The sequence below is a fragment of the Halomonas sp. AOP13-D3-9 genome (genome assembly GCF_052379125.1).
Lineage (GTDB): Bacteria > Pseudomonadota > Gammaproteobacteria > Pseudomonadales > Halomonadaceae > Vreelandella.
The window spans coordinates 26,023-49,796 of record NZ_JBQSYH010000026.1 but is presented as its reverse complement, the minus strand read 5'-3'; the positions used below and the strand labels follow the sequence as shown (position 1 = coordinate 49,796).

Below are 23,774 nucleotides of genomic sequence, written 5' to 3'. Positions count from 1 at the left end.
TTTGTTAGAACACTGTGTATAAAATCTCGGCACCGCCAAATATTCCCGCTCGGGAATATTTCCTTCCAGAAAGCCTTTCTAAACACTAAAAATTACCGATCGGGAATAATCATAGCGTTTTGATCGCTAATATGGTCTATCATTACCGTACGGTAATTTTATCGGACAGTCGCTATGAGCTCCCAGATAGAGAGTGCAAAACGTATTCGCAACAGTGAAGAGCTGGGCAAGCTAGTTCAACAAACCCGGCGTGATCAATCATTGCTGCAAAGTGATGTTGCCGGGCTTGCGGGTACAGGCAACCGCTTTATCGTCGATCTTGAGCGCGGCAAGCCAACCCTGCAGCTACAAAAAGTACTCGATGTTTTGGATCTAATGGGATTGGAAGTGATTATACAGCGCAAAGGGAATCACCATGGCCGCCCATAGCGAAGCGCTTGACCTGTTCTGGGGGGAACTGCATGTCGGGCGTTTGCATAACACTCAGCCGTTGCGGTTTGACTATACCCAGGAATGGCTAGCCAATAACCAAGCGAATAGCCTTTCGCCCCAGCTACCGCTGACTCAACAACGTCATAGCGGCGATAGTGTGCTGGCATACTTCGAAAACCTACTGCCTGAAGGCGAGCTACGTCGCTATATTGAGCTACGCCACCACACCACCTCTGTTTTTGGTCTTTTAGGGTCGATTGGCGGTGATACGGCGAGTGGCTACACCTTGCTCCCACAAGGTGAAACGCCCCGCCCAGCCAGCTATCGCAAGACGCACTGGGAAGCTATAAACGACTTTCTGCATAACGACACCCAGAGTGAATTAACCGGGCAGCTTGCTCCCCAAGCGCGAATTTCATTAGCGGGCGCTCAAAATAAACTGCTGCTAATGGTACTCGCCGATGGCAGCCCAGCGTTGCCTGAAGGGGCCGCGCCTTCAAGCCATATTTTGAAGCCGGATATCCGTGGTTTGAAAGGCGTTTGGTGTTCTGCACTTAATGAAACGCTCTGTATGCAACTAGCCGCTGCATTAGCGCTAGGGGTAGCTGAAACTACCTTCCAGCCTCAAACACGCGCCTGTTTAGTTAAGCGCTATGACCGTTTTTATGATGAGCATGGCAACTTACAGCGTTATCACCAGCTAGATATTTGCCAGTTAGCAGGGACACCTTCCACCCTCAAATACGAAAGCGACGGAGGGCCTGGTCTCATTGAGTGTCGGCAGTTACTTCAGGCGGCGGGTGTTCCCGCTAAAGACCTGCTGCGTTTTTCGCAGTGGTTTTTTTTCAACCTGTTTATTGGTAACAATGACAGCCACGCCAAAAACCTCTCTATATTGCAAACGCCGCAGGGCGTTCAACTAGCCCCGTTTTACGATCTCATGTGCACGACGCTCTATAGCGGTCTCTCTAACCGCTTTGCTTTTCGAGTGTCAGGCATTGATCAGCCCGGCAGTATCGAACGCTCACACCTTGCGTCACTCGCCCAGGCGTTGGGATTTAAACCTGCTTACTTCATGAGTTTAGGCGCACGTCTCGCCGATGAGATACTCAGCGTTTTACCCGCTGTGATAGAGGCTCTGCAGGAGATCGCAACGCCAGGTACAGAGCATGTATTGTTAGAGCGCCTGTCTCGGCGCATCAAACAAAACTGCCAAAAAATGACAAAACGCTGGTCGGCTTAAGTAATGATCTACCCAGGGCAATATGCCTGACTGACCTCGCCTCTCACTGCCGCCTGGGAATAGCGGTCGCATAGGTATTGAGATAAGAGAGGTGTTCATCCGCCTGTTGCAACGCCTCTAGCGTCTTAGGCCGGTCGAATTCCGCCAATAAACTGCACAGCACTTCCGAGACTGCTAACGCGGGAGTTAACGTATGGAAGAAACTATCGCTTTCCGTGGGGCAAAAAACAGCCTGCTCTGACAGCGCTACCAGCGGCGACACTTCACTATCGGTGATCGAAACAATGCCCACCCCCTGCTCTTTTGCCAATTGGGCCAGTTCCAGCGTATCACTTGCATAAGGCTTGATGGAGATAACGAGCAATACATCCTCAGACATGGCACGAATTAGCCCATCTCCGCCGGTTCCTCCAGGCCCATCCAGGTGAACCGAACGCTCGCCCAGTAGGGTCATCACGTAATGGAAGTGCCAGGCAACGGCATGGCTGGAACGTAAACCTAACACATAGACCTTTCTCGCTGACCTCAGCCGGTTGGCGGTGGCTTCCAGCCGTCGCAGCGAATCAGGCTCGCAGAGCTTGGCAAGCTGGGCGCTTAGCCCTTGCAGCATATGCGAGGCGGTAGCGCTTGCCCCCCTTTCACAGCCTTTCCCCTCCCGCTGGCGAACCTTGGCCGCGAAGCCATCGCCTCCCTGACGCAGCGCCGCCGCATGCTGCGCCCGAAGCTCATCGTAACCTGGCAACCCCAAGTACTTGGCAAGCCTTGTCATAGTGGCGGGCTGCACACCCGCATAGCGCGCCACCTCACGCATGGAGACCAGCGCCACTTCTTCAGGATGCTCAAGCACATAGCGAGCCGCCTTTTGCAGCTGCGCAGACATGGCATCGTACTGGGCAATTATCTGCTCTCTTAGCGAATCGCTTGGCTGCATAGTGGTTGGCTCTGTGAAGAAATAAGGGTTGGCTTTGTGAGAAAATGATCCACATGATTCATACTATATTTAAATGATTTATTTGTTGCAAACATCTTTATGAGTGTGCCAATCTCATTGTCATATGAATTACTCACCGTCTGATAATGAGGGCCAGGGGCTATGACGCGTATTCTTCACCGTGGTATCGGCGGGGCACTGCCCCATGCAGCGTCGGCGCAGGGTGTCTATATCACCGATACCACCGGGCGTCGCTACCTGGATGGTTCGGGAGGTGCGGCAGTCACCAGCGTCGGTCACGCCCACCCGGAAGTGCTGGCGGCCATGCGCGCGCAGATCGATAGCCTCTGTTACGCCCACACCTCCTTCTTCACTACCGATGCCGCCGAAGCGCTTGCCGAAAAACTGGTGGCTTTAGCCCCCAAGGGGCTGGATTACGTCTACTTGGTGTCGGGTGGGTCAGAAGCCGTTGAAGCGGCGCTGAAAATGGCGCGGCAGTACTTTGTAGAGATTAATCAGCCCCAGCGGCGGCATATCATTGCCAGGCGTCAGAGTTACCACGGCAACACTATCGGTGCATTGGCCACCGGTGGCAATGCCATGCGGCGCCAGCAGTTTCAGCCCCTCCTGCCAGAGACCCACCATGTATCGCCCTGCTATGCCTATCGTGACAAGGGCACCGATGAGACGCCCGAGGCCTACGCGTCACGGCTTGCCGAGGAGCTTGAGGCAAAGATTCTGGAACTTGGCCCTGACGAAGTCATGGCCTTCGTTGCCGAACCCGTCGTTGGCGCCACTTTAGGGGCGGTGGCCTCTGAGGCAGATTACTTCAAACGCGTGCGCGCCATTTGCGATAAATATGGCGTACTGCTGATCCTCGACGAAGTGATGTGCGGCATGGGCAGAACCGGCACGGTATTCGCCTGTGAACAGGATGGGGTAACGCCGGATATCGTCACCATCGCCAAGGGGTTGGGCGGCGGCTATCAGCCTATCGGGGCGGTGATGCTATCGGCCAACATCTACGCCAGTTTTGCTAATGGGTCTGGGCTGTTTCAGCATGGTCATACCTACCTTGGTCACCCTGTCGCCGCCGCAGCCGCCAACAAAGTGGTTGAGATCATCGCCCGGCCGGAGACGCTGGCGAACGTAAACGCCATGGGCACGAGACTGCAAAGCGGCCTGGAATCGGCGCTCGGCGCATCGCCCCATGTGGGCGATATTCGCGGCAGAGGCTTGTTTCGCGGCATTGAGTTGGTGGCGGACAGAGAGAGCAAAGCGCCTTTCGATCCGGCTCGCAAGCTTCACGCCAAGATCAAGCGCCAGGCCATGGCCCGTGGCCTGATCAGCTACCCGATGGGCGGCACTATTGATGGCATTCACGGTGACCATATCTTGCTGGCACCGCCCTATATCATTGCGCCTGATGAAGTCGATCTGATGATTGAGCGTATTGCCGGGGCCATCGACGCGGCCATCGCTGAGTAATGATGAAAGAACAACGATCTCAAATAACGATCTGACTGGAGCTAACCCATGACACCCTCCCCCTGCCCGCCTGTTTCCGACGCTGATTGGCCTGAGGAGATCGCGGATTTACGCGAAGGCTTTGCTGGCGCACTCAACGTCTATCGCACCATGGCCCATCACCCGGCCCTGCTGGAAGCGTGGGCGCCCTTGCGCCAACACGTTGTTAAGGAGAATGCGTTAGGCCCGGAATTGACCGAAGTGGTGATTCTACGCGCAGGCCTGCGTATGGGGGCGGAATACGAGTGGGCTCACCATGTCAGTCGTGCACTCGCCCTGGGGTTTTCCGAACAGCGGATCAATGAGATTCGCGGTAACCCCGAAGGCATCGATGGTCTTATCGTTAATGCCGTGGATGCGCTGTTCGACGAGCGCATGCTAGCCCAGGAGCAGGAAGCAGCACTTGCTGAGGCGATCGGGCGTAAGGCGGTGATCGACCTGATCGCCATGGTAGGTTTCTATTCAGTGCTGGGCTATCTGCTTAACACCTACGACACGCCAATTGATGACAATATTCAGCAACAAGCGCAAAAAATGCCGGCGCTGTTTTCAATAGCGCCGGGTTCCAGCTCATAAAACAGCTGAGCTAACGGTTACCCCTTTTAAAAAGCGGGTTATGTTAGTTGCTTCACCAGCACCTTCGATTTGCGGGCGTGGTTGTAGGTTTCGCGTTTTAGCGGGGGTAGGTCTTCCAGGCTGGCAGCGCGGAAGCCGTGCTCTACAAACCAGTGGGCGGTATGGGTGGTGAGCACGAATATTTCCGTCAAACCGCGCTGGCGGGCGCGGCGCTCCATGGCTTCCACCAGGCGCTCGCCGCGCTCGCCGCCGCGGTAGCTGTCGTGCACTGCCACGCAGGCGAGTTCGGCAATGGTGGTATCCGTAAATACATGCAGCGCCGCGCAACCAATCACCATGCCGTCGCGCTCGATCACCATGTAGTCATCAATTTCGTGCTCCAGGCGCTCCCGGGAGCGCGCCACTAGCATCCCTCTCCGCTCCAGCGGCTCCAGCAGCTCCAACAAACCCGCCACATCGTTAAGCGTGGCCGGGCGCAGCTGTTCATAGCGGTGCTGAGTAATCATGGTGCCCACGCCGTCCCGGGTGAACAACTCACCCAGCAGGGCATCGTGGTTGCGCCAGGAAAGCAGGTGCGTGCGTGCCACGCCTTCCCTAGCGGCGGTGCAGGCGGCCTGTAAATGGCGGGCTAACTCGCTGCCTGGAACAGCGTGGGTTAAACGCGGCTCGGCTTCCGCTGGAGAGAGCTGGCGCAGCAGCGCGCCCTGCTCATCCTCCAAGCCTTCGGACTCACCCAGCAAAATCAGCTTGTCGGCTTTTAGCGCCACGGCGGCATGCTGGGCCACCTCGGAGGCGTCCAAATCGAACACCTCACCGGTGCTAGAGAACCCTAGCGGCGGCAGTAATACCAATGAGCCTTTTTCCAGCAAGCCTTCGATGGCGCTGGCCCGCACCCGGCGTACTTCACCGCTGTGGTCGAAATCGACCCCTTCCCTTACGCCGAGCGGCTTGGCGGTCACCAGGTTGCCAGAAATCACGCTGAGTTCTACGCCGTGCAACGGCGTGCTGGGCAGGCCAAGGGAGAGCCGCGCTTCAAGCCATAGCCGCTGGTGGGCAGCGACCTGCTCAACATGGGCCATCACCGCGCGATCCGCGACCCAGCGGCCATCGATACGCGTGGGCTCTACGCCGGAGGCAGTCAACGCTTCATGCACCTGAGGGCGAATGCCGAACACGACAACCAAACGCACGCCCAGGGTATGCAGCAGCGCCAAATCCTGAATCAGCTGCTCCCCTCGGCCAGACGCCATCGCTTCGCCTTCAATTAAGATGACAAAGGTTCGCCCCCGGTGAGCATTGATGTAAGGGGAGGCGTTACGAAACCAATCGACAAAGGGGAAGCGCTTATCCAAGGGCCGCTCTCCGGCAGCAGGTGAAAGAAAAATCAGACGTTTACCACATCCAATCAGGTTACTTTACCAGAGCACAAAAAACAGCGGCACCTTCTAATGCAAATCTGCTCAATCTAATGCAGATACATATGAAGATGCCGCTGTGATTTTATTGCTTAGGTCGTTCTTAATGCGTTCGAGCTTTGGCGTACTGCGCTTTTGTTAGTTTATTTATGAGCCGAACATGCCTTTGAACATAAAGAAGAACAGAATCGCGAGACCGGCCCCGGCGGGCAGCGTAATCAGCCACGACGCCGCAATTGTGCCGATAACCCGTAGGTTGAGGGCTGCCATACCGCGCGCAAGGCCGACGCCTAAAATGGCCCCTACCAGCGTGTGGGTCGTCGAAATCGGCAGGCCAGTGCCCGAGGCCAGCACCACCGTCGTGGCTGCCGCCAGGGTAGCGGCAAAGCCACGGCTGGGGGTCAGTTCCGTAATCCCGGTACCCACGGTAGCGATGACCTTATGACCGTAGGTGACCAAACCCACCACGATGCCGCTGCCGCCAAGTACCAGCACCCACCAGGGCACCAGCGCAGAGCCGCCAATTTCACCGCCGGTTTGCACCACGCTGATGACTGCCGCCAGTGGCCCAACCGCATTCGCCACATCGTTAGAACCATGGGCAAAGGCCATGGCGCAGGCGGTGAAGATCATCAGCACGCCGAACACACGCTCAACGTTGGCGTAGCCGAAGTGGTCGTTGGTATTGTGCTCGAACTTGATACGCCGCTGCATGATCAGGCCAATGCCCATGATCACCAGGCCCAGCAGGATCGACAGCAACAGGCTCTGATTGAAGGTTAGATCCAACCCCACATGAGATAACCCTTTGGTCAGCGTGACCATCGAAACAATGAAACCTACCAGAAACACATAGCCGGGTACGTAGCGTTTGGCGGCAGTGAACGGGTTGGCGTCCTCGAAAATCAGGTGGTGTACCGATTTAAACAGCACGAAACCGATGGTGCCTGCCAACAAGGGGGAGACCACCCAACTGGCGGCAATCTTGCCTACCGCGCCCCAGTCCACCGTGGCAGGGCCTAGCCCTGCGACCGCAAAGCCTACAATCGCGCCGACAATCGAGTGCGTCGTGGAAACCGGCCAGCCTTTCATGGAGGCTACCAGCAGCCATGTTCCCGCCGCCAGCAGTGCTGCCAGCATGCCGTAGACCAGCAATTGCGGGTCGTCCTGGAGCAGCTCGGGGTCGATAATACCTTTACGGATCGTATTGGTAACTTCGCCACCGGCTAGCCAGGCACCCAGGAATTCAAAAATGACCGCAATCAGGATGGCCTGCTTGATGGTGATCGCTTTCGACCCCACCGAGGTTCCCATGGCATTGGCGACGTCGTTGGCACCCACGCCCCAGGCCATGAAAAAGCCAAACAAACAGGCCAGGATGATAAAAATTTCACCGTGCTGGGCAATAATCAGCATGAAAGTCCCCTTAGCGGGCAGTCAGGATCTGCAGACGGCTACCTACGCGCTCGGCGCGGTCGGATAGTTCGCCAACCCATTCAATGATCTTGTACAGAAAGATCACATCCACTGGCGGTAGCTGGCTCTCAAGCGCAAACAGCTGACGGCGAATGGTGATCTGTTGATCATCGGCTTGGTGTTCAAGGGTATGCAGTTCACGGATCATCTTCTGCATCACATCGGAGACGTTTTTGCCAAAGCCGGACTCCAGTAGGTCTTTGAGCTCTTCCAATGCTTGGCGTGCTTGCGCCACACAGGCAATGCTGGTGCGGATGTAGTTGCGCATCGGCTCAGCCAGCTCATCCGGCACGCGCATTTTACGCCCCAGCATAATGCCGGTAATGTCACGCACCTTGTTGGCGATCTTGTCCTGCACGCTGATCAAATCAAGCAGATCGGAGCGCGACACCGGAAGAAACATGGTGTTGGGCAGGTTCAACCGCAGCTCTGTTTTCAGCGTATCGGCGTCGTGCTCTAAGCGGGTGACGTTTTCGCGCAGTTCTTCCGCTTTGTCCCAGTCATCAGCTAGGGTTGCTTCAAAAAATGGCAACAGCTGATCGGCACACTCATTGGCCTTGACGATATGCGCCAATAACGGCTGGAATGGCGAGCGGCCAAACATCGAAGAAAAAGGGTTGGAGGTAACCATAATGCCTTTGAGCCTGTTTTCGGGGAGCCTGGAAATGGCGGCGCCAGTATAAAGAGTGCGCCCGTCGCCGTCATGAAAAGTTCACAAATGTAATCAAATATTCATCTAAATGTCACGATAACGAGGTGGCTAGCGTCATGAAAAGTCCAACCCCCATGGAAGTGGAACTGAAATTAGCCCTTGCCCCTCAAGGGCCTGCGGCGCTTGCTCAACACCCCCATCTCGCTTCTCACCCCAAACGTAAGCAAGCGCTGACCAACACCTACTTTGATACCCCCCAGGGCGATTTGGCCAAGGCACGCATTGCGCTGCGCCTGCGCCAGGTGGACGGCCAGGTGCTGCAAACGGTAAAAACCGCCGGACAGGGCGGCGGCGGGCTCTCGGAGCGCGAAGAGTGGGAGTGGCAGGTGGCTGGCCCTCAGCTGGATCTCGCTTCAATCGCCAAACTCCCCCCTTTTCAAGGCGAGCTTCGTCATGTGCTGGATGCCCTGGCACCCCAACTCAGCACCGATTTCACACGGCGTAGCTGGCAGCTAAAAGCGGGTGTACAAGGCCAGGAGAGCCATATCGAGCTGGTGTTGGATGAGGGCGAGATTATTAGCGGTGGCCACCGCACGCCCATTCGCGAGGCAGAGCTGGAATTAAAAGGCGGCGAGCCGGAAGCGCTGTGGGAGTTGGCCTTAACGCTGGCTGAGCGAGTGCCGCTGCGGCCTTCGGACAGCAGCAAGGCATCCCGTGGCAATGCCCTTAGCGCCCAACACTGGCCGCTCCCCGAAGCCCACTCTCCGGCAGAGTGGCTACACCGCGCCACGCTGGCGCTGGACGCCTACCACGACAGCCAACAAGCCAGCTTTCTTAGCGATGCCCAGCAGGCGCTGAACACTCTCGCCGAGCACCCGGAACTGGATGATACCGCACGCGGCTATGCCCAGGCACTTTTCGGCGGGCTGGATAAGCATGGCCAGCCCAATACGGCCTACGGTAAAGCGGCGTTGGCACTCGCCCATCGCTTGGCGTACCAAACCGCGCTACGCTAGCGGTTTAGCGCTCTATTTAGAACGGCATTGAGGCCCACTTCAGGATGATGCAATGAATTTAAACTTAACCCCTGGCGCGGAAGGCCTGCGCACGCGGCTGTTTCATATTATTTTTGAGTCCGACACGCCGGGCGCTAAAGCGTTTGATATCGCTTTGATCGTGGCCATTCTCATCAGCGTTGGGGTTATCCTGCTGGGCAGCATAGAGAGCTATGCAGAGCGCTACGGGAGGCTATTTTTTTACGTTGAGTGGATACTTACGCTGCTGTTCAGCCTTGAGCTGATTGTGCGCATCTACTGCCTGGAGCGCCCGTTACTCTATTTAAAAAGCTTTTATGGCATCGTCGATCTGATCGCGATTCTACCCACTTGGCTCGTGCTGCTGGTGCCCGGCGCCCATGGGTTGGTGATTGTGCGCATCCTCCGCGTGCTGCGGATTTTCCGAATTTTGCGCTTGATGGAGTTTGTCGGCGAAGCCGGCCTGTTAATAGATGCCCTTAAACGCAGCCTGCGTCAAATACTGCTGTTTTTCTTCTCTATTTTTATGGTGGTGACGCTGTTCGCGGCGCTGATGTACACCATTGAATCCCCCGAAGCGGGCTTTACCAGTATTCCCATGTCGATGTACTGGGCCATTGTGAGCATGACCACGGTCGGCTACGGCGATATCGTGCCCGCAACATCGCTAGGCAAAGCGATTACCATGATTCTGATGCTACTCGGCTACTCGATTATCGCCGTACCCACCGGGGTATTCTCCGCCCAGGTAATCCGCTCGATTCGTGAGGATCGCTACTCAGAGGAAGCCTGCCCCGGCTGCGGGCATGACCGTCATGAGAAGCGTGCCCACTACTGCCTGCGCTGCGGCACTTGGCTAGACGAAGACAGCGAAGACCCGCGCAAGAAAGACGCCGACAAAAAAGACGACCAGGAAGACAAAAACGCGCCCCAGGACAGCTAAACCTAGGGCGCGCAGCGTTTATTCAGTGCGGGATGGAGTGGTTATTTAACCGATCACTCCACTTCGTGGGGAGCTTCCCAGGCGTCTAACTCGGCATCGCTCCAGGCGCCGTAGGTCGCGTTGGGGAACACAATCCAGTCATTGCCAAACCGCTCGGCATTATCCTCAACTAGCTCGTGCTGCTGATCCAGGTCGGCACCGGCGAAGTCACCCGCGAAATCGTGTAGCGAGTCGCCTAGCTGCATTACCAGGGTGTGGTTATCTACCACCTCTGCGCGGCGCTCCGCCTTAGCAGGCCCCAGCAACATCACGCTCTGTTCCGAGACTTGGGGCAGCTCTAGCGCTTCTAGGGTGGCGATGGTATCAGCCTCGTTCTCCTGGTAGCGGTCAGAGACGTAAAAAATGGCCACGCCCTGCTCGTCCGCAAAATCCAGAAACGCTTTGGCGCCCGGCATCAGACGCGGCTCGCCTTCACGCTCCCAATGCTTCCATGTATCCCAGGTGGTGTAGTCATGGCATGCCTGCATGTCGCGAACCAACAGCGCGCTGTTGTCCAGTACCGTTTCATCCAGGTCGGTAATGATCGCCAAGTCGTCGCTGCCGCCATGCGCTTCAATCTGATCCTCAAGCCGGTAGGTGGCGAGGGCAAACCCCTGACGCTGAAGAGCTGCGGCTTCAGCAGACTGCTGTTGATAACGCAGGCCCATTTTATAGGCTTCCTGGGCACACAGTTCTGCGTCATCGCTAGCCGCTTGGCTGGTCAGTGGTAAAGCGGTAAGACTGGCTAGGGCTGCAAGGGTGCAGAGGCGAGAAGGGAATGGCATCGTCATTGAATGATCTCCTGGGCTAGGCGATCTCAAAAAGACGAGGCGATTCCTCGCCTTAAAGGATCACGATTTATTATCGAAAAGAACCGTGAGGATCATATTTTATTTTCATTGAACATTCAAATAATGAAAAACAGGCAAACTCCCTGCTCATTAAAGCTAAAAGCAGGGATTTGCTCTGAAAAGTGTCTTAGACAACGAAAGGAGAAATATCGCCGCGCCCTTCACGGATGATTGTCGGCGGTAGTTCGCGCAGGTCGATGACGCTGGTGGGGTCTAAGTGGCAGGCGCCGCCGTCGATAATGGCATCCAGGTGGGCGCCAAAACGCTCGCGAATCTCTTCCGGGTCGTTCATGGGCAGGTCATCGCCTACCGGGATCAGCGTGACGCTCATTAATGGCTCGCCCAGTGCGGCCAGCAGCGCGTGGGTAATGCGGTGATCTGGCACACGCACACCAATGGAGCGGCGCTTGGGGTGCAGTAATAGGCGCGGCACCTCGGATGTGGCATCCAGAATATAGGTGTAAGGCCCAGGCGTGTGGGCTTTCAACAGCCGGAATACATCGTTATCCACTTTGGCGTAAGTGCCGATCTCCGAGAGGTCGGAACACACCAGGGTAAAGTTGTGTTTATCATCCAGCGAACGCAGCCATTTGATCTTCTCGATGGCTTTCTTCTCACCCAGATGGCAGCCAAGGGCATAGCCCGAATCAGTGGGGTAGGCCACAACACCACCTTTACGAATGATCGCAATGGCCTGATCAATCAAACGTTTCTGCGGGTTTTCCGGGTGAATCTGAAAATATTGACTCATGGGTATCTCCTGTCCGTAGGCCCTGAACATACAGCATAGCTGACTTATTTTTGAACTGGCCGTGCTGTGAAATGACCGGGCAGTGATTTAACCGACCGCCAGCAGGCCGGGTGACGCATCACGCAAGTGCACTAGCCGCGGGTGCTGCCATATAGGCGGCGCTGCGGTACGCGGCACTAAACTCATACTGCCGGGAGCCGCGTGGCTACCTGGGAAGTGAAAGTCGCTGCCCATGGAGGCGTAAAGGTCGCGCTCCACTAGCTGACGCGCCAGGTCGCGGGTGCTATCCGGGTTCTGCTGACCGCTGACCAGTTCAACCGCCTGGCCGCCCGCGGCCTGGAAAGTATCCATCAACAGGCCCCGCTTGCGCCGGGTTAGGCCGTGGCGCAGTGGATGGGCAATGACCGCGACGCCTCCGGAACCGACAATCCAGCCCACCGCTTCGCTGATTTCCGGCCAGTGGGCTTTAACATCGCCCTTTTTGCCGCTGCCCAAATAGCGCTTAAAGGCGCTGGCCCAATCGGGCACCACGCCTTCCGCCACCAGCGCGCGGGCAAAGTCCGGGCGGCCCAAGGGGCGGTCGCTGCCTGCGTGCAGGCGGGCTTTTTCCAGCGCGTTGGATAAACCGACTTTTTCCAACCTTTCAGCGATGACTTCAGCGCGCTGAATGCGCGCTTCACGCTGCTGAATCAGACCTTCTACCATTGCCCCCTGCAGGCCGCCAGGCATTAGCGCCACCACGTGGATATTGACACCCTGCCAGCGTGTGGATAACTCACAGCCGGGGATAAGACACAGCCCTGCTTGCTCCGCCGCGCGACCCGCTTCTTCAATGCCGTCCATGGTATCGTGGTCAGTGAGCGACATGTGCGTTAAACCACGTTCGGCACACAGGGTTACCAGCTCCGTGGGCGTTAACGCGCCATCAGACGCGGTCGAGTGCATGTGCAAATCAACCGGGTAGCGCTGATCGGCATCAAAGGTATAAGGAAGTCGAGGCATAAGCATGACGCCGTGTGGCCAGTTTGTCAGAATGCGCTTTTCAGCTGTGAATAAAGTCTTCGCAATGGGTAAGATATGGTGCGCGCTTATGCCAGTGCGGTCAATTAACGGTCACTTTGCATCCTCGTTTAATCAAGGAGTTATCCCCAAATGCTATATGCCATTATGAGTGAAGATGTGCCCAATAGCTTAGAGCGTCGCTTAGCGGCTCGGCCCGACCATTTAGCGCGCCTGGACGCGTTGCGCGATGAAGGCCGCATGGTACTGGCAGGCCCTCACCCTGCCATCGATGCTGAAAACCCCGGCGATGCAGGCTTTTCCGGCAGCTTGGTAGTGGCAGAGTTCGACAGCCTGGAAGACGCCAAGGCCTGGGCTGATGCCGACCCATACATTATTGCAGGGGTCTATGCCAAGGTAATTGTTAAGCCGTTCAAGAAAGTTATGCCTTGACGCCAATAGGCGAGTGTGGAGGGTTCGTCGGCTTTTTCACAGAGCCTGTGGAAAACTCTGTGCAAACCCGGCGGACGCTTTTCGCTAAGCCAGAGATTACGCCAGCGCTGACAAATTGATCATTTTTTAACCATCTCTACCTCAATACGGATAACCGTGTGACCCAACGTTCAAACGCCTTGCCTCCGCTGGCGGCATTAACGACGCCCGCGCTTACCTGGAACGAGGGCGCTCCCCACGCAACCGCCTTTGATGACATCTATTTCACCCGTGGCGATGGGCGCGCTGAGACCGAGCATGTGTTCCTGGGGGCCAACCACCTTCCCGAACGCTTTGCCGCCTGGGAAGCCGCGCGGCCTTTTGTGATTGGCGAAACCGGCTTTGGCACCGGGCTTAATATGCTCTGCGCCTGGGCCTGTTTTGAACAACACGCCCCTTCTTCTGCACGACTGCATCTGTTATCCACAGAGAAGTTTCCCCTCGAGCTTAGCGCCCTTGAACAAGCATTAGCGAGCTGGCCCTCCCTTGCCACTTATGCACAGGCACTTTGTGCCCAGTGGCCCGCTGCCGTTAGCGGTATTCATCGTCTGCACTTAACGGAGCGCGTCACCCTGGACCTGCATTTTGGCGATACCACTGAGCGCCTGGAGCAGCTGGATGGCCAGGTCGACGCCTGGTTTTTAGACGGCTTTGCGCCGTCTAAAAACCCCGATATGTGGCAGCCTGAACTGTTTAACGCCATGGCCGCCCGTTCGCGCCCCGGTGCTACTTTCGCCACCTTTACCTGTGCAGGCATCGTCAAGCGGGGCTTGAAAGCGGCGGGCTTTAGTTGGAAGAAAGTGCCGGGCTATGGCCGCAAGCGGGAAATGTTGGCAGGCAGCATCGAAACCCCGCCTGCGGATAACCGCCGCCAGGCCACGCCCTGGTTTACCCCACCGCCTGCGGCACCGGCCAAGCACGCTGTGATAATCGGCGCAGGGTTGGCGGGAAGCAGCGTAGCAGCAGCGCTGGCACGGCGGGGCATTAAGGTAACGGTGGTGGAGCGCGAAGCCCCCGGCGCGGGCGGTTCGGGTAACCGCCAGGGCGCGCTGTATGTAAAGCTCGCCGCCGAGACCAACCACCAAAGCCGGGTTTATCTCGCTGGGCTGCTATATAGCCAGCGCTGGCTAACGCAGCAACACGCTAAACAACCCTTGTGGCAGCCTTGCGGCGTGGTGCAGTTGGCAAGCAGCGATAAAGAAGCCCGCCGCCAGCAGCGCTTTATCGAGCAACACCCGCTGCCATCTGAAGTCGTCACTAGCATGGAGAACCCGACGTTAACCGAAACGGCGGCAATCACCATTAACGCTTCCCACGGGCTTTATTATCCACAGGCGGGCTGGGTAAGGCCCAAGGCGCTGTGTGAGCACTTGCTTAGCCAACCAATTAGCATGCAGCAAGGTGAGGTTAGCTCCCTTACCCAGCGAGAGAACGGCTGGAAGGTCAACTTGGCCGATGGCAGCACGTTGGAGGCAGATCAGGTGGTGATTGCCAGCGCGCATTTGGCTAGCCGTTTTGCGCAAACGGCTGAGCTGCCGCTGCAGTCGGTGCGTGGTCAGATTAGCGAGCTAACGCTACCCGATGCGGTGGCGGGCCCTAAACGCGTAGTATGTGCTGGCGGCTATGTGGCGCCAGCTCTAGATGGCGTGCTGACCTTCGGCGCCAGCTTTGTGCCCAATAACGCGACGACTGATGTGACGGTTGACGACCATCAGCGCAATATCGATGAGCTACGCCAAACGCTGCCCGCGTTGGTGGAGGAGTTGGCACAGGCAGGTATTGAGCTAACGCCGGAACAGCTTCAAGGCCGCGCGGCGGTTCGGGCAGCAAGCCCCGACAAAACCCCTTACGCGGGGCCGGTGCCGGTGGCAGCAGCATGGCGCGCTGACTATGCATTACTCAGCAAAGATGCCACCCGGGTGGCGGATACGCCAGGTGAGCACTACCCGGGCCTGTGGATATCCACCGCCCATGGCTCGCGGGGATTAGCCAGCGCGCCACTTTGCGCCGAGGTGATCGCCTCACGAATATGCGATGAGCCAATGCCGCTGGAAGCACCGCTGGTCGATCACCTACACCCAGGGCGACGAATTATCAGCGCGATCATTCGGGGCGAGAACATCTAGAAGAAGATTTAGATATCGCCCTCTTCCTCGTCGTCGGCGACATCGCGGCCAAACGACCGCCACTGGGCCAGGGTCATCACTTCGGTCATCTCTAGCTCAAGGTCATGGGCAATAATCAGCTCATTGCGCTCTAGCTGCTTTTTAAGCTCGACTACCCAGCCGTGCATGCCCTCGCCCGTGGTATCGGTGGTGTCGTAGCCCTGACGGGTCACAAACGCCTCTAGCAGGGCATTGAGGGTATCCGGTGGCAGCATTCTGGCGGGTACTTCAATAAAACGGCTCATTAGCGCTGCTCCCACTCTGCCAAACGTTCAATAAAGGTAGCTTCGTCGACGACTTCCACGCCCATCTGTTCGGCTTTGGTCAGTTTACTGCCCGCCGCTTCGCCAGCAACCAAACAGGTGGTCTTTTTCGATACGCTGCCTGCCACCTTAGCACCCAACGCCTGAAGCCGCGCCTTACCTTCATCGCGGGTCATGCTCTCCAGCGAGCCGGTGAGCACCCAGGTCTGGCCTTCCAGTGGCGTTGGACCTTGGGTGACCTCCGCTTCTTGCCAGGTAATGCCTGCGTCAATCAGCGCGGCAATGGTTTGCTGATTGTGGGGCTGACGAAAGAAGGTATGCACATGGGCGGCAACAATCGGGCCGACATCGTTAACCGCTTCCAGCGCTTCCAACTCAGCGGCTTGAATGGCGTCTAGGGTACCAAAGTGATTGGCCAGGTTGGCCGCTGTGGCCTCGCCTACTTCACGAATTCCTAACGCATAAATAAACCGCGCCAAGGTGGTCGACTTAGCGGTTTCAAGCGCGTTGACCAAGTTAGTGGCGGACTTCTCGCCCATACGCGGCAGGCTTTGCAACTGCTCGACGGTTAAGTGGAACAGCGCCGCGGGGGTTTCCACCCAGTCTAAATCGACCAACTGCACGATCAACTTTTCGCCCAGGCCGTCAATATCCAGCGCTTTACGGCTGGCGAAGTGCTTTAGCGCCTCTTTGCGCTGCGCCGCGCAATAAAGACCGCCAGAACAGCGCGCCACCGCTTCGCCTTCAAGGCGCTCGATATCCGAACCGCACACTGGGCAGTGTTCGGGAAAAACAATCGCCCTTGCATCCGCTGGGCGCAGCTCGGTATGGACACTCACCACTTGGGGAATCACATCACCGGCCCGGCGAATCGAGACCGTATCACCAATCATTACGTCTAAGCGCTTAATCTCATCAGCGTTGTGCAGCGTGGCGTTAGAAACCGTCACACCGGCCACGGTGACTGGTTCAAGTCGCGCCACGGGAGTAATCGCCCCGGTACGACCGACCTGGAATTCCACATCGTTAAGGGTGGTGACCTCTTCCTGCGCCGGATACTTAAATGCCACCGCCCAGCGCGGCGCACGGGCCACAAAGCCAAGCTCGCGCTGGTGGCGCAGATCGTTCACCTTGATCACTACGCCATCGATATCGAACCCGAGACCGTCGCGCTTCTCGCCCAACTGCTCGCAGTAGTCGGCAACGGCCTGGGGGCCTTTGACGACTTTTAGCTCTGCACTGGCACGAAAACCTAACGTGGATAACCGCGCCATTAATTCACTGTGAGTCGTATCCCCTAGATCCGGCTCCAAGCGCGCAGCCTGGTAGGCATGAAACTCGAGCGGTCGTTTTGCCGTAATGCGCGGATCCAACTGGCGCAGGCTGCCTGCCGCCGCGTTGCGGGGGTTGGCAAATACCTTACTGTCCTCTTGCCGGGCACGCTCGTTCAGGGCTTCAAAACCCGCATGGCGCATAATCACCTCGCCCCGCACTTCGAGCAGCGCGGGCACGTTGTTGCCCAGCAGCTTTAACGGTACCGAGCGCAGCGTACGCAGATTAGAGGTAATACCTTCCCCGGTACGGCCATCGCCTCTCGTTGCCCCGCTTACCAGTACGCCCTGTTCGTAGACTAGCGAGACGGCTGCGCCATCCAATTTTGGCTCGCAGGTAAACTCAACGTCGTCTGCGGCGCATTCAAGGCGCTCGGCAACTCGCTCGGCAAAGGCGTGGATATCGTCACGGCTAAAGGCATTATCCAGCGACAGCATGGGGATCGCATGGGCTACCGAGGGAAAGCCATCCGCGGGGGCAGCGCCAACGCGCTGGGTGGGCGAGTCAGGCGTGACCCGTTCTGGATGTTCGCTCTCCAACTGCTGCAAGCGCTGAAATTTGCGATCGTAGTCGGCATCTGTGAGCGTCGGTTCATCGAGCACGTAGTAACGGTAGTTGGCCTCGTCCAGGGCGGCCCGCAGTTGGGTAATCTCTTCCAGCGGTTGTGAATCAGACTGACTCATTTGAATGGGTTCCAGACTCGCAGCAAAAGTGCAAAAATTTGAAAATACAAAATGTGCTGCGTATTGAACAGAAACACCCGCCTTCTGGCAAGAAGGCGGGTGTTACGCAGCAAGTGAAGCGTCGTCGGTTAATGGTCGCCGTTTAGCGCGCTTGCATCTGACGATGCAGCCTATGGCGGCGCTCAAACTCACGCACCCGCTGACGGGCGAATTCGATTGTTTGCGCGGTCATTACGCTGCGGTTTTCGTCTTTCAGCTCACCGCCCATATGGCGTACCACGACCATGGCGGTTTCTACCATCGCCTCAAAGGCGGCTGAGCTATCAACAGCGCCGGGCAGCGGCATCAGCAGCGTGATACCGGGGGTCATAAATTCACCCATCTCTTCGATGGGGAAAGTACCCGGCTTAACTACGTTAACCATCGAGAACTGCAGTTCGCTGTCGTCGCTCTCGGTCTCAAAGCGGTGGAAAACGCCCATCGCACGACTGTAGCGCAACCCACACACCATCATCAGGTCGAGCAGTTTGGTGCCGTCGAAACCTTCTGGGTCTCTGGAGAGAACGCTAATCACCACGACTTCTTCTGCGTTGGTCAGCGTCTCTTTGGCATGTTCACCGTTTACGTCGTGACGTAAGGCTTTTTCTAGCGTTGGGTGAACACGGACTCTCTCATTGGCCTCACGTTCGCCGATAACTTGGCTGTCATCAGCGTCGAAACGTTCGTCAGAGTTGTGTGCGTAGTTCTCTGCGTCAGCAGCATACTCGCTTGCGTAGCGACGAGCCTCTTCGTCAGCGACACGCTGCTGGGCGGCGAGCCTGTCTGCGGCGGCCGCATTGGCCGCGGCTTCTTCTTCACGAGCTTGCGCCTGCTCTTGAGCAAGGCGCGCACGCTCTGCGTCTGCGGCTTCTTTGGCTTCACGCCGTTGCTCTGCTTCCAGCGCTTTGCGCTCAGCCTTCTGCTGCGCCAAGGCTTTATCACGCACTGCTTTTTCGGCTTTTTTGCGCTGCTTCTCTTTACGCCGCGCAATCAAACGACGCTTTAGTGAGCGCCCCATGCCTTCAAAGTCGACTAAGCGATACTCATCAACTTCATCATCGTCTAACTCATCTTCTTCGCCTGCTGTGTCAGAACGCAACTGACGCCGCTTAGGCGAGTGCTCATTGGCATGCTTGGCAAATACGGCGTCTTCTGGCTCCGCCCGCAGTACCGGCTCTTGCTCAGACTCTGATGCATGTTCTGGTTCAGAGCGATGCGGTGTCGCCATTTCAGTATCTGCTTCGCTGGCAGACAGCGAGATGGCGTCAGAAGCGGCGGGTTGAGTCGCTTCAACTTCAGTTTTAACAACATCAGTTTTAGCCGCTTCAGTTTCAGCCGCCGCTGCACTGGGCGTCGCAGCAGCGTATGCAGGCTGCTGAGGTGCAGCCGCCTTGTCATGAGACATTTCAGCGGGCGAAGAGTCAGTCATTGAGATACTTGGCTCGCGGCGCTCCTGTTCTGACGCCTGCGTAGTAACCGGCCGTTCTGCTTTAACCGCAACACTGGGCGATGGTTGCGCACTTGATGCCGCTTTATCTAGTTTGTCTGCCTTATCTGCTTTGCGCTTGGCCGCTTTAGCAGAGGCTGAACGTCTAAACTCGGAAAGCACTCTGGAGGGTCCAGGATGCTCTTGACGTTCTAACTTTGGTTTATTACCTAAGCCACTATAGTCTGCCGGTTTAACAACTCGAGCACCGCCATTAGGAAGTTCCCAATTGATCTCCGCGGCTTTAGCAGCCTCATCGGGATCATCTAGTGAACTGCCAGAAGGGTCTCTCTCCGCCTGATCTAGACGGGGTACACGTCGCTGACGTTGAAGCCTTCGCGCACCGTCAATAACGATGAGCGATACCAACGCCAGCCCTAATATGATTAGCCACTCTCTTAGTTCCATGTCGAACGTTCCATGGTCGTCTTGCCGTTTGCTAAGGCACTGGGTCTAAAAAGGCATGCCTGAATTTGGATAACTGTAACTGCTATTTAATAAGTACTTGTCACCAAGCATAGCGCGATTATGGTGAAAATGGCCAATTTTTGCTGCATTTAACGCGATTTTCACGCCTTGGCAAAATTCTGACACTATTTAAGGCGAAGAATTCTGACCTTAACTTCAAACAAAAGTGCCACGATCATTAGATCTAACATCTATGATTAGCTTTATAAAGGAATCCTAGATGCAAGAAAAGCCGTTTTGACAACCGCCTCATCCACCAGAGTATATTCCCTCTATAAGCCGTTTAACCATCTCGCCCGCGCTATTGATAGGGGTAATATAGTTAAGTTGAACGCTTTAGGACATTTTTTTACGCATTTAGCCAACAAAAGATTACCCACTTGGCGTTTGTCTCTCCCACTCTGTCGCTCGAAATACACTCTTCAGCGCTTACTCAGAATACTGCCACAGCTTTGCTTGGCGAGTTTGGGAGAGAGTGAGTTTAATCAACCAACGCCGCGGCTTCTTCAATACCCACGGAAACCATGCGCGAAACGCCGGGCTCCTGCATGGTGACCCCCATCAGGCGCTCGGCGGCTTCCATGGCAATTTTGTTGTGGGTGATGTAAATAAACTGAACGTTTTCAGACATCTCCTTCACCAGCCTAGCGTAACGCCCTACGTTGGCGTCATCCAGTGGGGCGTCAACTTCGTCCAACATACAGAACGGCGCGGGGTTAAGCTGAAAGATCGCAAATACCAGCGACAGCGCGGTCAGCGCCTTCTCGCCACCCGAGAGCAGATGAATGGTGCTGTTCTTTTTACCCGGCGGGCGAGCCATAATTGCCACGCCGGTTTCCAGCAGATCATCGCCGGTCAATGTCAGCCATGCTGCCCCGCCACCGAACACCCGGGGAAACAGGGCTTGCAGCCCGGCATTGACCTGATCAAAGGTTTCCCGGAAGCGCACACGGGTTTCTTGGTCAATGCGCTTTATCGCCCGTTCAAGCGTTTCCAGTGCTTCGGTAAGCTCAGCGTGCTGCGCTTCCAGATAGTTACGCCGCTCGGCTTGCTGATCGTACTCCTCAATGGCAGCAAGGTTAATCGCCCCCAAACGGCGAATTTTATCCGTGGTGCTTTCCAGACGTTCTTGCCAACGTGTCTCAGTGGCCTCCTGAGGCAGCTGTTCGGCAAGGGTTTCGACGTTATGGCCTAATTCAGCTAGCTGCTCGTCCTGAGTAGCGGCTTTGAGCGCCAGCGCCTGTGCATCCATTCGCCGCTGCTGTAATTGCTCGCGGCTCTGTTCCAGGTTGCGCTCGTGCTGCTGGCGGGCCAGTTCATCATTACGCAGTTGCTCTGCCAGTGCCTGGGCCTGTTGACGAGTCGCGTTTAAGCGCCCCTCCTGCTGCTCGCGCTGGTGCAGCAGCTCTTCGAGCTCTTCTCCCGCCAGTTCATCGGGCTCGATCAACATTTCCCGCGACTCTTCTAGCTCGGCAATACGCAGTGATAGACGCTCTTCAGAGTCGCTGGAGCGCGCCTGCTGGGAGCGCAGGCTATCGCGCTCGGCACTTAAACGCTCCCGCTCAAGTGCCAGCGCCTGCTGCTGTGCTTTGAGCGGGGCTAGTTGCTGAGTTAACTGGTCACGCGCTTCGCGCTGCCGGTTGCGCTGCTCAGCGCTGGCTTCCCGCGCTTGCGCTGCGCTTTCCAGCTGTTCCATCGCCACGTCCCAGCGGGCGCGTTGCTCGTCGATGGTAAGCGCTAACTCTGCTTCATCCTCTTGCAACTGGGCAAGTTCAGCATCAAGTTCAGTGGCACGACTCTCTAGATGTTCCAGGCGCTGAGCCAGGCTGCGCTCTTTGACCGCCAACTGCTGCAGGGTGGCAGCGTGGGCACGCTCCTGTTCGGCCTGCTGCTCACGGGCCTGTTCCAGGGTTTCAATGGTCTCACTGGCCGCCTCACACTGCGCTTCTGCCAGCGCCAGCGCTTCTTCTTCACTTTCGTGCTGGGCGGTCAGTTCTGCGTAGCGGCGGCGCGTTAATAGCAGCCCGTCGATACCTTCGCCGTTGGCCTGCTGGTTCAGCCAGCCGCGGCCCAGCCAAACGCCATCCTGGCTCACCACGCTTTCACCTGGGGCCAGGTGCGCTACCTGCGCCTCCGCTTGTTCTGCCGTTTGCGTATAGTGAATGCTTGCTAACCATTCGCCCAACGCACCGGCGCCTGTGACCAAACGGTCTAGTCGCTGGCCAGAGGTTGAGGCGGCTGGCGGCGTTTGATCAATCAGCCGCCACTCCGTGGCTAGGGCTTCAGGTAAAGCGGCCAGTTGGTGACGGTCCACCAGGCGGGCATTGAGCCAGGGCGCGAGCAGCCAGGACACCAGCGTTTCCCAGCCGGGCTCAACCTGCAGCGCTTCACCCAGCTGCGGGGCATCCGCCAAGCCATGCGCTTCCAAGCTCGTGCCAATAGCAGGATCGTGATCCACCAGGGCAGCATCAATCAACGCTTGAAGTGAGGCCAACTCACCCTGGCGCTGACTTAGCTCGGCGCGCTGGTTGTCCCGCGTCTGAGTGGCCTGCTGGTAGGCTGCTTTAGCATCGCCGTAGCGCTGTTGCCATTGATCGCGCTGGGTTTGAAAGCCTTCCGCCTGTTCCTCTGCTTCGGTTAACTGGGCCTGACACACCGCATGCTCTTCGCGCAGCGCAGTGAGATCGGCGACCTCGCTGCGCTGCTGGCGGCGGCGCTGATTTTCCGCCTGCAAGCGCGCAATACGTTGTTCAAGGTCTCGTAGTTGATCCTGACTGCGATCCGCATCGCGGCTGGCATCTCGCCAGCGCGTTTCGGCATCGGCCCACTGCTGCTCGGCGGTTTCCAGCGCGGGGGAAGCGTCGGCCAGCGCCTGCTCCAGGCTTTCGAGCTGCTCTTCCAGCGCTTCGTGTTCGGGGAGTAGATCGTCAAAGCGCTCGTCAATGGCGGCTAAACGCTCCTGATCGCCTTCGCTAACGCGGCGCTGCTCGTCCAATTCGCGCCGGGCCGTGGCGATATCGCTGGCCAGCTGGGTTTCACGGCTGCGGCGGTGGGCCTGATCCTGCTCTAAACGCGCAATCCGCGTGGTGGTTTCAAAGAACTGCTGCTGGTGGCGGTCAAGCACTTCCGAAAGTTCGTCGTGCTGCTCGCGAGCTTGTTCCAGCCGGGTTTCGCACTGGCGTACGCCGAAGACATCTTTTTCAACGGCTATTTCCAGTTCGCGGACGCGGCTCTCCTGGTGGGACTGCTCCGCCCGCAAGGTGCGACCACGCAATAGCGCAAGCTCGCCCTTGAGCCGATACTCCTGCTCCTTTAGGTCTTGATAGCGCTTGGCGGCTTCGGCCTGACGCTTGAGGCGCTCTAGCTGTTTATCCAGCTCTTCACGAATATCGTCAAGGCGCTCGAGATTCTCCTGGGTGCGCCGCATGCGGTTTTCGGTTTCCCGGCGGCGCTCTTTGTATTTGGAGATTCCCGCGGCTTCTTCCAGCGTCGAGCGCAGGTCGTCGGGGCGCGCTTCGATCAGCCGCGAAATCATCCCCTGGCCGATAATCGCGTAGGAGCGCGGGCCCAGGCCGGTGCCCATAAACAGGTCGGCGATATCCCGGCGGCGGCACTTCTGGCCGTTAAAGAAGTAGTTGGATTGTCCATCACGAGTGACCAGGCGCCTTACGGCAATTTCCGCATACTGGGCGTAAACACCGCCCATGCCACCGTCGCGATTGTCGAATTTGAGTTCTATAGAGGCTTGGCTAATCGGTTTACGGCCGGTGGAGCCGTTAAAGATAACGTCAGCCATGGATTCGCCGCGCAGGGTTTTGGCGGAGGACTCCCCCATGACCCAGCGCACGGCGTCAATAATATTGGATTTACCGCAGCCATTGGGGCCTACGATGGCGGTCATATTGCCATCGAAGGGCACCGTGACGGGGTCCACAAAGGATTTGAACCCGACTAAGCGAATCGACGTTAAGCGCATA

General features: G+C 57.2%; 19 protein-coding genes. 8 read left to right on the top strand and 11 right to left on the bottom strand.

The genetic code is table 11. From position 1 onward, the window contains the following. The first annotated feature begins 174 nt into the window (after positions 1-174). A complete protein-coding gene (locus ACT3UM_RS22475) occupies positions 175-429 on the top strand; it encodes a helix-turn-helix domain-containing protein (protein ID WP_498902267.1) in 255 nt (84 codons plus the stop codon). Continuing rightward, the gene (locus tag ACT3UM_RS22470) at positions 416-1,675 is read left to right on the top strand and encodes a type II toxin-antitoxin system HipA family toxin (RefSeq protein ID WP_498902266.1); all 1,260 of its coding nucleotides are present in this window, start codon (positions 416-418) and stop codon (positions 1,673-1,675) included. The genes ACT3UM_RS22475 and ACT3UM_RS22470 overlap by 14 nt, the downstream gene beginning before the upstream one ends. A 43-nt stretch (positions 1,676-1,718) precedes the next feature. Here ACT3UM_RS22470 and ACT3UM_RS22465 read toward each other — a convergent pair whose 3' ends face one another. Then, positions 1,719-2,606, bottom strand: coding sequence for a MurR/RpiR family transcriptional regulator (locus ACT3UM_RS22465; RefSeq protein WP_498902265.1), 888 nt, complete (start codon positions 2,604-2,606; stop codon positions 1,719-1,721). A gap of 162 nt (positions 2,607-2,768) precedes the next feature. On the opposite strand from ACT3UM_RS22465, the gene ACT3UM_RS22460 reads away from it, so the two are divergent. Together ACT3UM_RS22460 and ACT3UM_RS22455 are read left to right on the top strand one after the other, a co-directional pair. Then, positions 2,769-4,094: an aspartate aminotransferase family protein gene (locus ACT3UM_RS22460; RefSeq protein ID WP_498902264.1), complete on the top strand. Its 1,326-nt coding sequence runs from the start codon at positions 2,769-2,771 to the stop codon at positions 4,092-4,094. Between the two features lie 48 nt (positions 4,095-4,142). Beyond that, positions 4,143-4,709: a carboxymuconolactone decarboxylase family protein gene (locus ACT3UM_RS22455; protein WP_498902263.1), complete on the top strand. Its 567-nt coding sequence runs from the start codon at positions 4,143-4,145 to the stop codon at positions 4,707-4,709. A gap of 38 nt (positions 4,710-4,747) precedes the next feature. Here the strand turns inward: ACT3UM_RS22455 and argA are convergent, their stop codons facing one another. The 3 genes from argA to ACT3UM_RS22440 form a co-directional block, all read right to left on the bottom strand. After that, a complete protein-coding gene (gene argA, locus ACT3UM_RS22450) occupies positions 4,748-6,061 on the bottom strand; it encodes an amino-acid N-acetyltransferase (RefSeq protein ID WP_498902262.1) in 1,314 nt (437 codons plus the stop codon). Between the two features lie 210 nt (positions 6,062-6,271). Next, positions 6,272-7,540, bottom strand: coding sequence for an inorganic phosphate transporter (locus ACT3UM_RS22445; RefSeq protein WP_498902261.1), 1,269 nt, complete (start codon positions 7,538-7,540; stop codon positions 6,272-6,274). 10 nt (positions 7,541-7,550) lie between these two features. Continuing rightward, positions 7,551-8,231, bottom strand: coding sequence for a TIGR00153 family protein (locus tag ACT3UM_RS22440; protein ID WP_498902260.1), 681 nt, complete (start codon positions 8,229-8,231; stop codon positions 7,551-7,553). Positions 8,232-8,368: 137 nt separating this feature from the next. Between ACT3UM_RS22440 and ACT3UM_RS22435 the strand changes: the two genes are divergently transcribed. Continuing rightward, entirely contained in the window at positions 8,369-9,268 is a 900-nt protein-coding gene (locus ACT3UM_RS22435; protein ID WP_498902259.1) for a CYTH domain-containing protein, read from the top strand. A gap of 52 nt (positions 9,269-9,320) precedes the next feature. Then, positions 9,321-10,229, top strand: a complete 909-nt coding sequence (locus ACT3UM_RS22430; protein WP_498902258.1) for an ion transporter — start codon at positions 9,321-9,323, stop codon at positions 10,227-10,229. A 53-nt stretch (positions 10,230-10,282) separates the two neighbouring features. Here the strand turns inward: ACT3UM_RS22430 and ACT3UM_RS22425 are convergent, their stop codons facing one another. From ACT3UM_RS22425 to ACT3UM_RS22415, 3 genes are all read right to left on the bottom strand, one after another. After that, positions 10,283-11,059, bottom strand: coding sequence for a 5'-nucleotidase, lipoprotein e(P4) family (locus ACT3UM_RS22425; protein WP_498902257.1), 777 nt, complete (start codon positions 11,057-11,059; stop codon positions 10,283-10,285). Positions 11,060-11,246: 187 nt separating this feature from the next. Next, entirely contained in the window at positions 11,247-11,870 is a 624-nt protein-coding gene (locus ACT3UM_RS22420) for an L-threonylcarbamoyladenylate synthase (protein WP_498902256.1), read from the bottom strand. Between the two features lie 87 nt (positions 11,871-11,957). Further along, entirely contained in the window at positions 11,958-12,878 is a 921-nt protein-coding gene (locus ACT3UM_RS22415) for a PHP domain-containing protein (RefSeq protein ID WP_498902255.1), read from the bottom strand. Positions 12,879-13,022: 144 nt separating this feature from the next. On the opposite strand from ACT3UM_RS22415, the gene ACT3UM_RS22410 reads away from it, so the two are divergent. Both ACT3UM_RS22410 and mnmC read left to right on the top strand, forming a co-directional pair. Continuing rightward, positions 13,023-13,322, top strand: a complete 300-nt coding sequence (locus tag ACT3UM_RS22410) for a YciI family protein (RefSeq protein WP_498902254.1) — start codon at positions 13,023-13,025, stop codon at positions 13,320-13,322. Between the two features lie 158 nt (positions 13,323-13,480). Next, positions 13,481-15,487, top strand: coding sequence for a bifunctional tRNA (5-methylaminomethyl-2-thiouridine)(34)-methyltransferase MnmC2/FAD-dependent 5-carboxymethylaminomethyl-2-thiouridine(34) oxidoreductase MnmC1 (gene mnmC / locus ACT3UM_RS22405; RefSeq protein WP_498902253.1), 2,007 nt, complete (start codon positions 13,481-13,483; stop codon positions 15,485-15,487). A gap of 8 nt (positions 15,488-15,495) precedes the next feature. Here mnmC and ACT3UM_RS22400 read toward each other — a convergent pair whose 3' ends face one another. The 4 genes from ACT3UM_RS22400 to smc all read right to left on the bottom strand — a co-directional run bounded on the left by ACT3UM_RS22400 (position 15,496) and on the right by smc (position 23,773). After that, a complete protein-coding gene (locus tag ACT3UM_RS22400; protein ID WP_233975499.1) occupies positions 15,496-15,771 on the bottom strand; it encodes a YheU family protein in 276 nt (91 codons plus the stop codon). Further along, a complete protein-coding gene (gene ligA, locus ACT3UM_RS22395) occupies positions 15,771-17,804 on the bottom strand; it encodes an NAD-dependent DNA ligase LigA (RefSeq protein ID WP_498902252.1) in 2,034 nt (677 codons plus the stop codon). The genes ACT3UM_RS22400 and ligA overlap by 1 nt, the downstream gene beginning before the upstream one ends. A 142-nt stretch (positions 17,805-17,946) precedes the next feature. Further along, positions 17,947-19,737 (bottom strand): cell division protein ZipA, encoded by a 1,791-nt coding sequence (gene zipA / locus ACT3UM_RS22390; protein ID WP_498902251.1) that lies wholly within the window; start codon positions 19,735-19,737, stop codon positions 17,947-17,949. Positions 19,738-20,278: 541 nt separating this feature from the next. Further along, positions 20,279-23,773: a chromosome segregation protein SMC gene (gene smc, locus ACT3UM_RS22385; RefSeq protein ID WP_498902250.1), complete on the bottom strand. Its 3,495-nt coding sequence runs from the start codon at positions 23,771-23,773 to the stop codon at positions 20,279-20,281. Position 23,774: the final 1 nt, after the last annotated feature.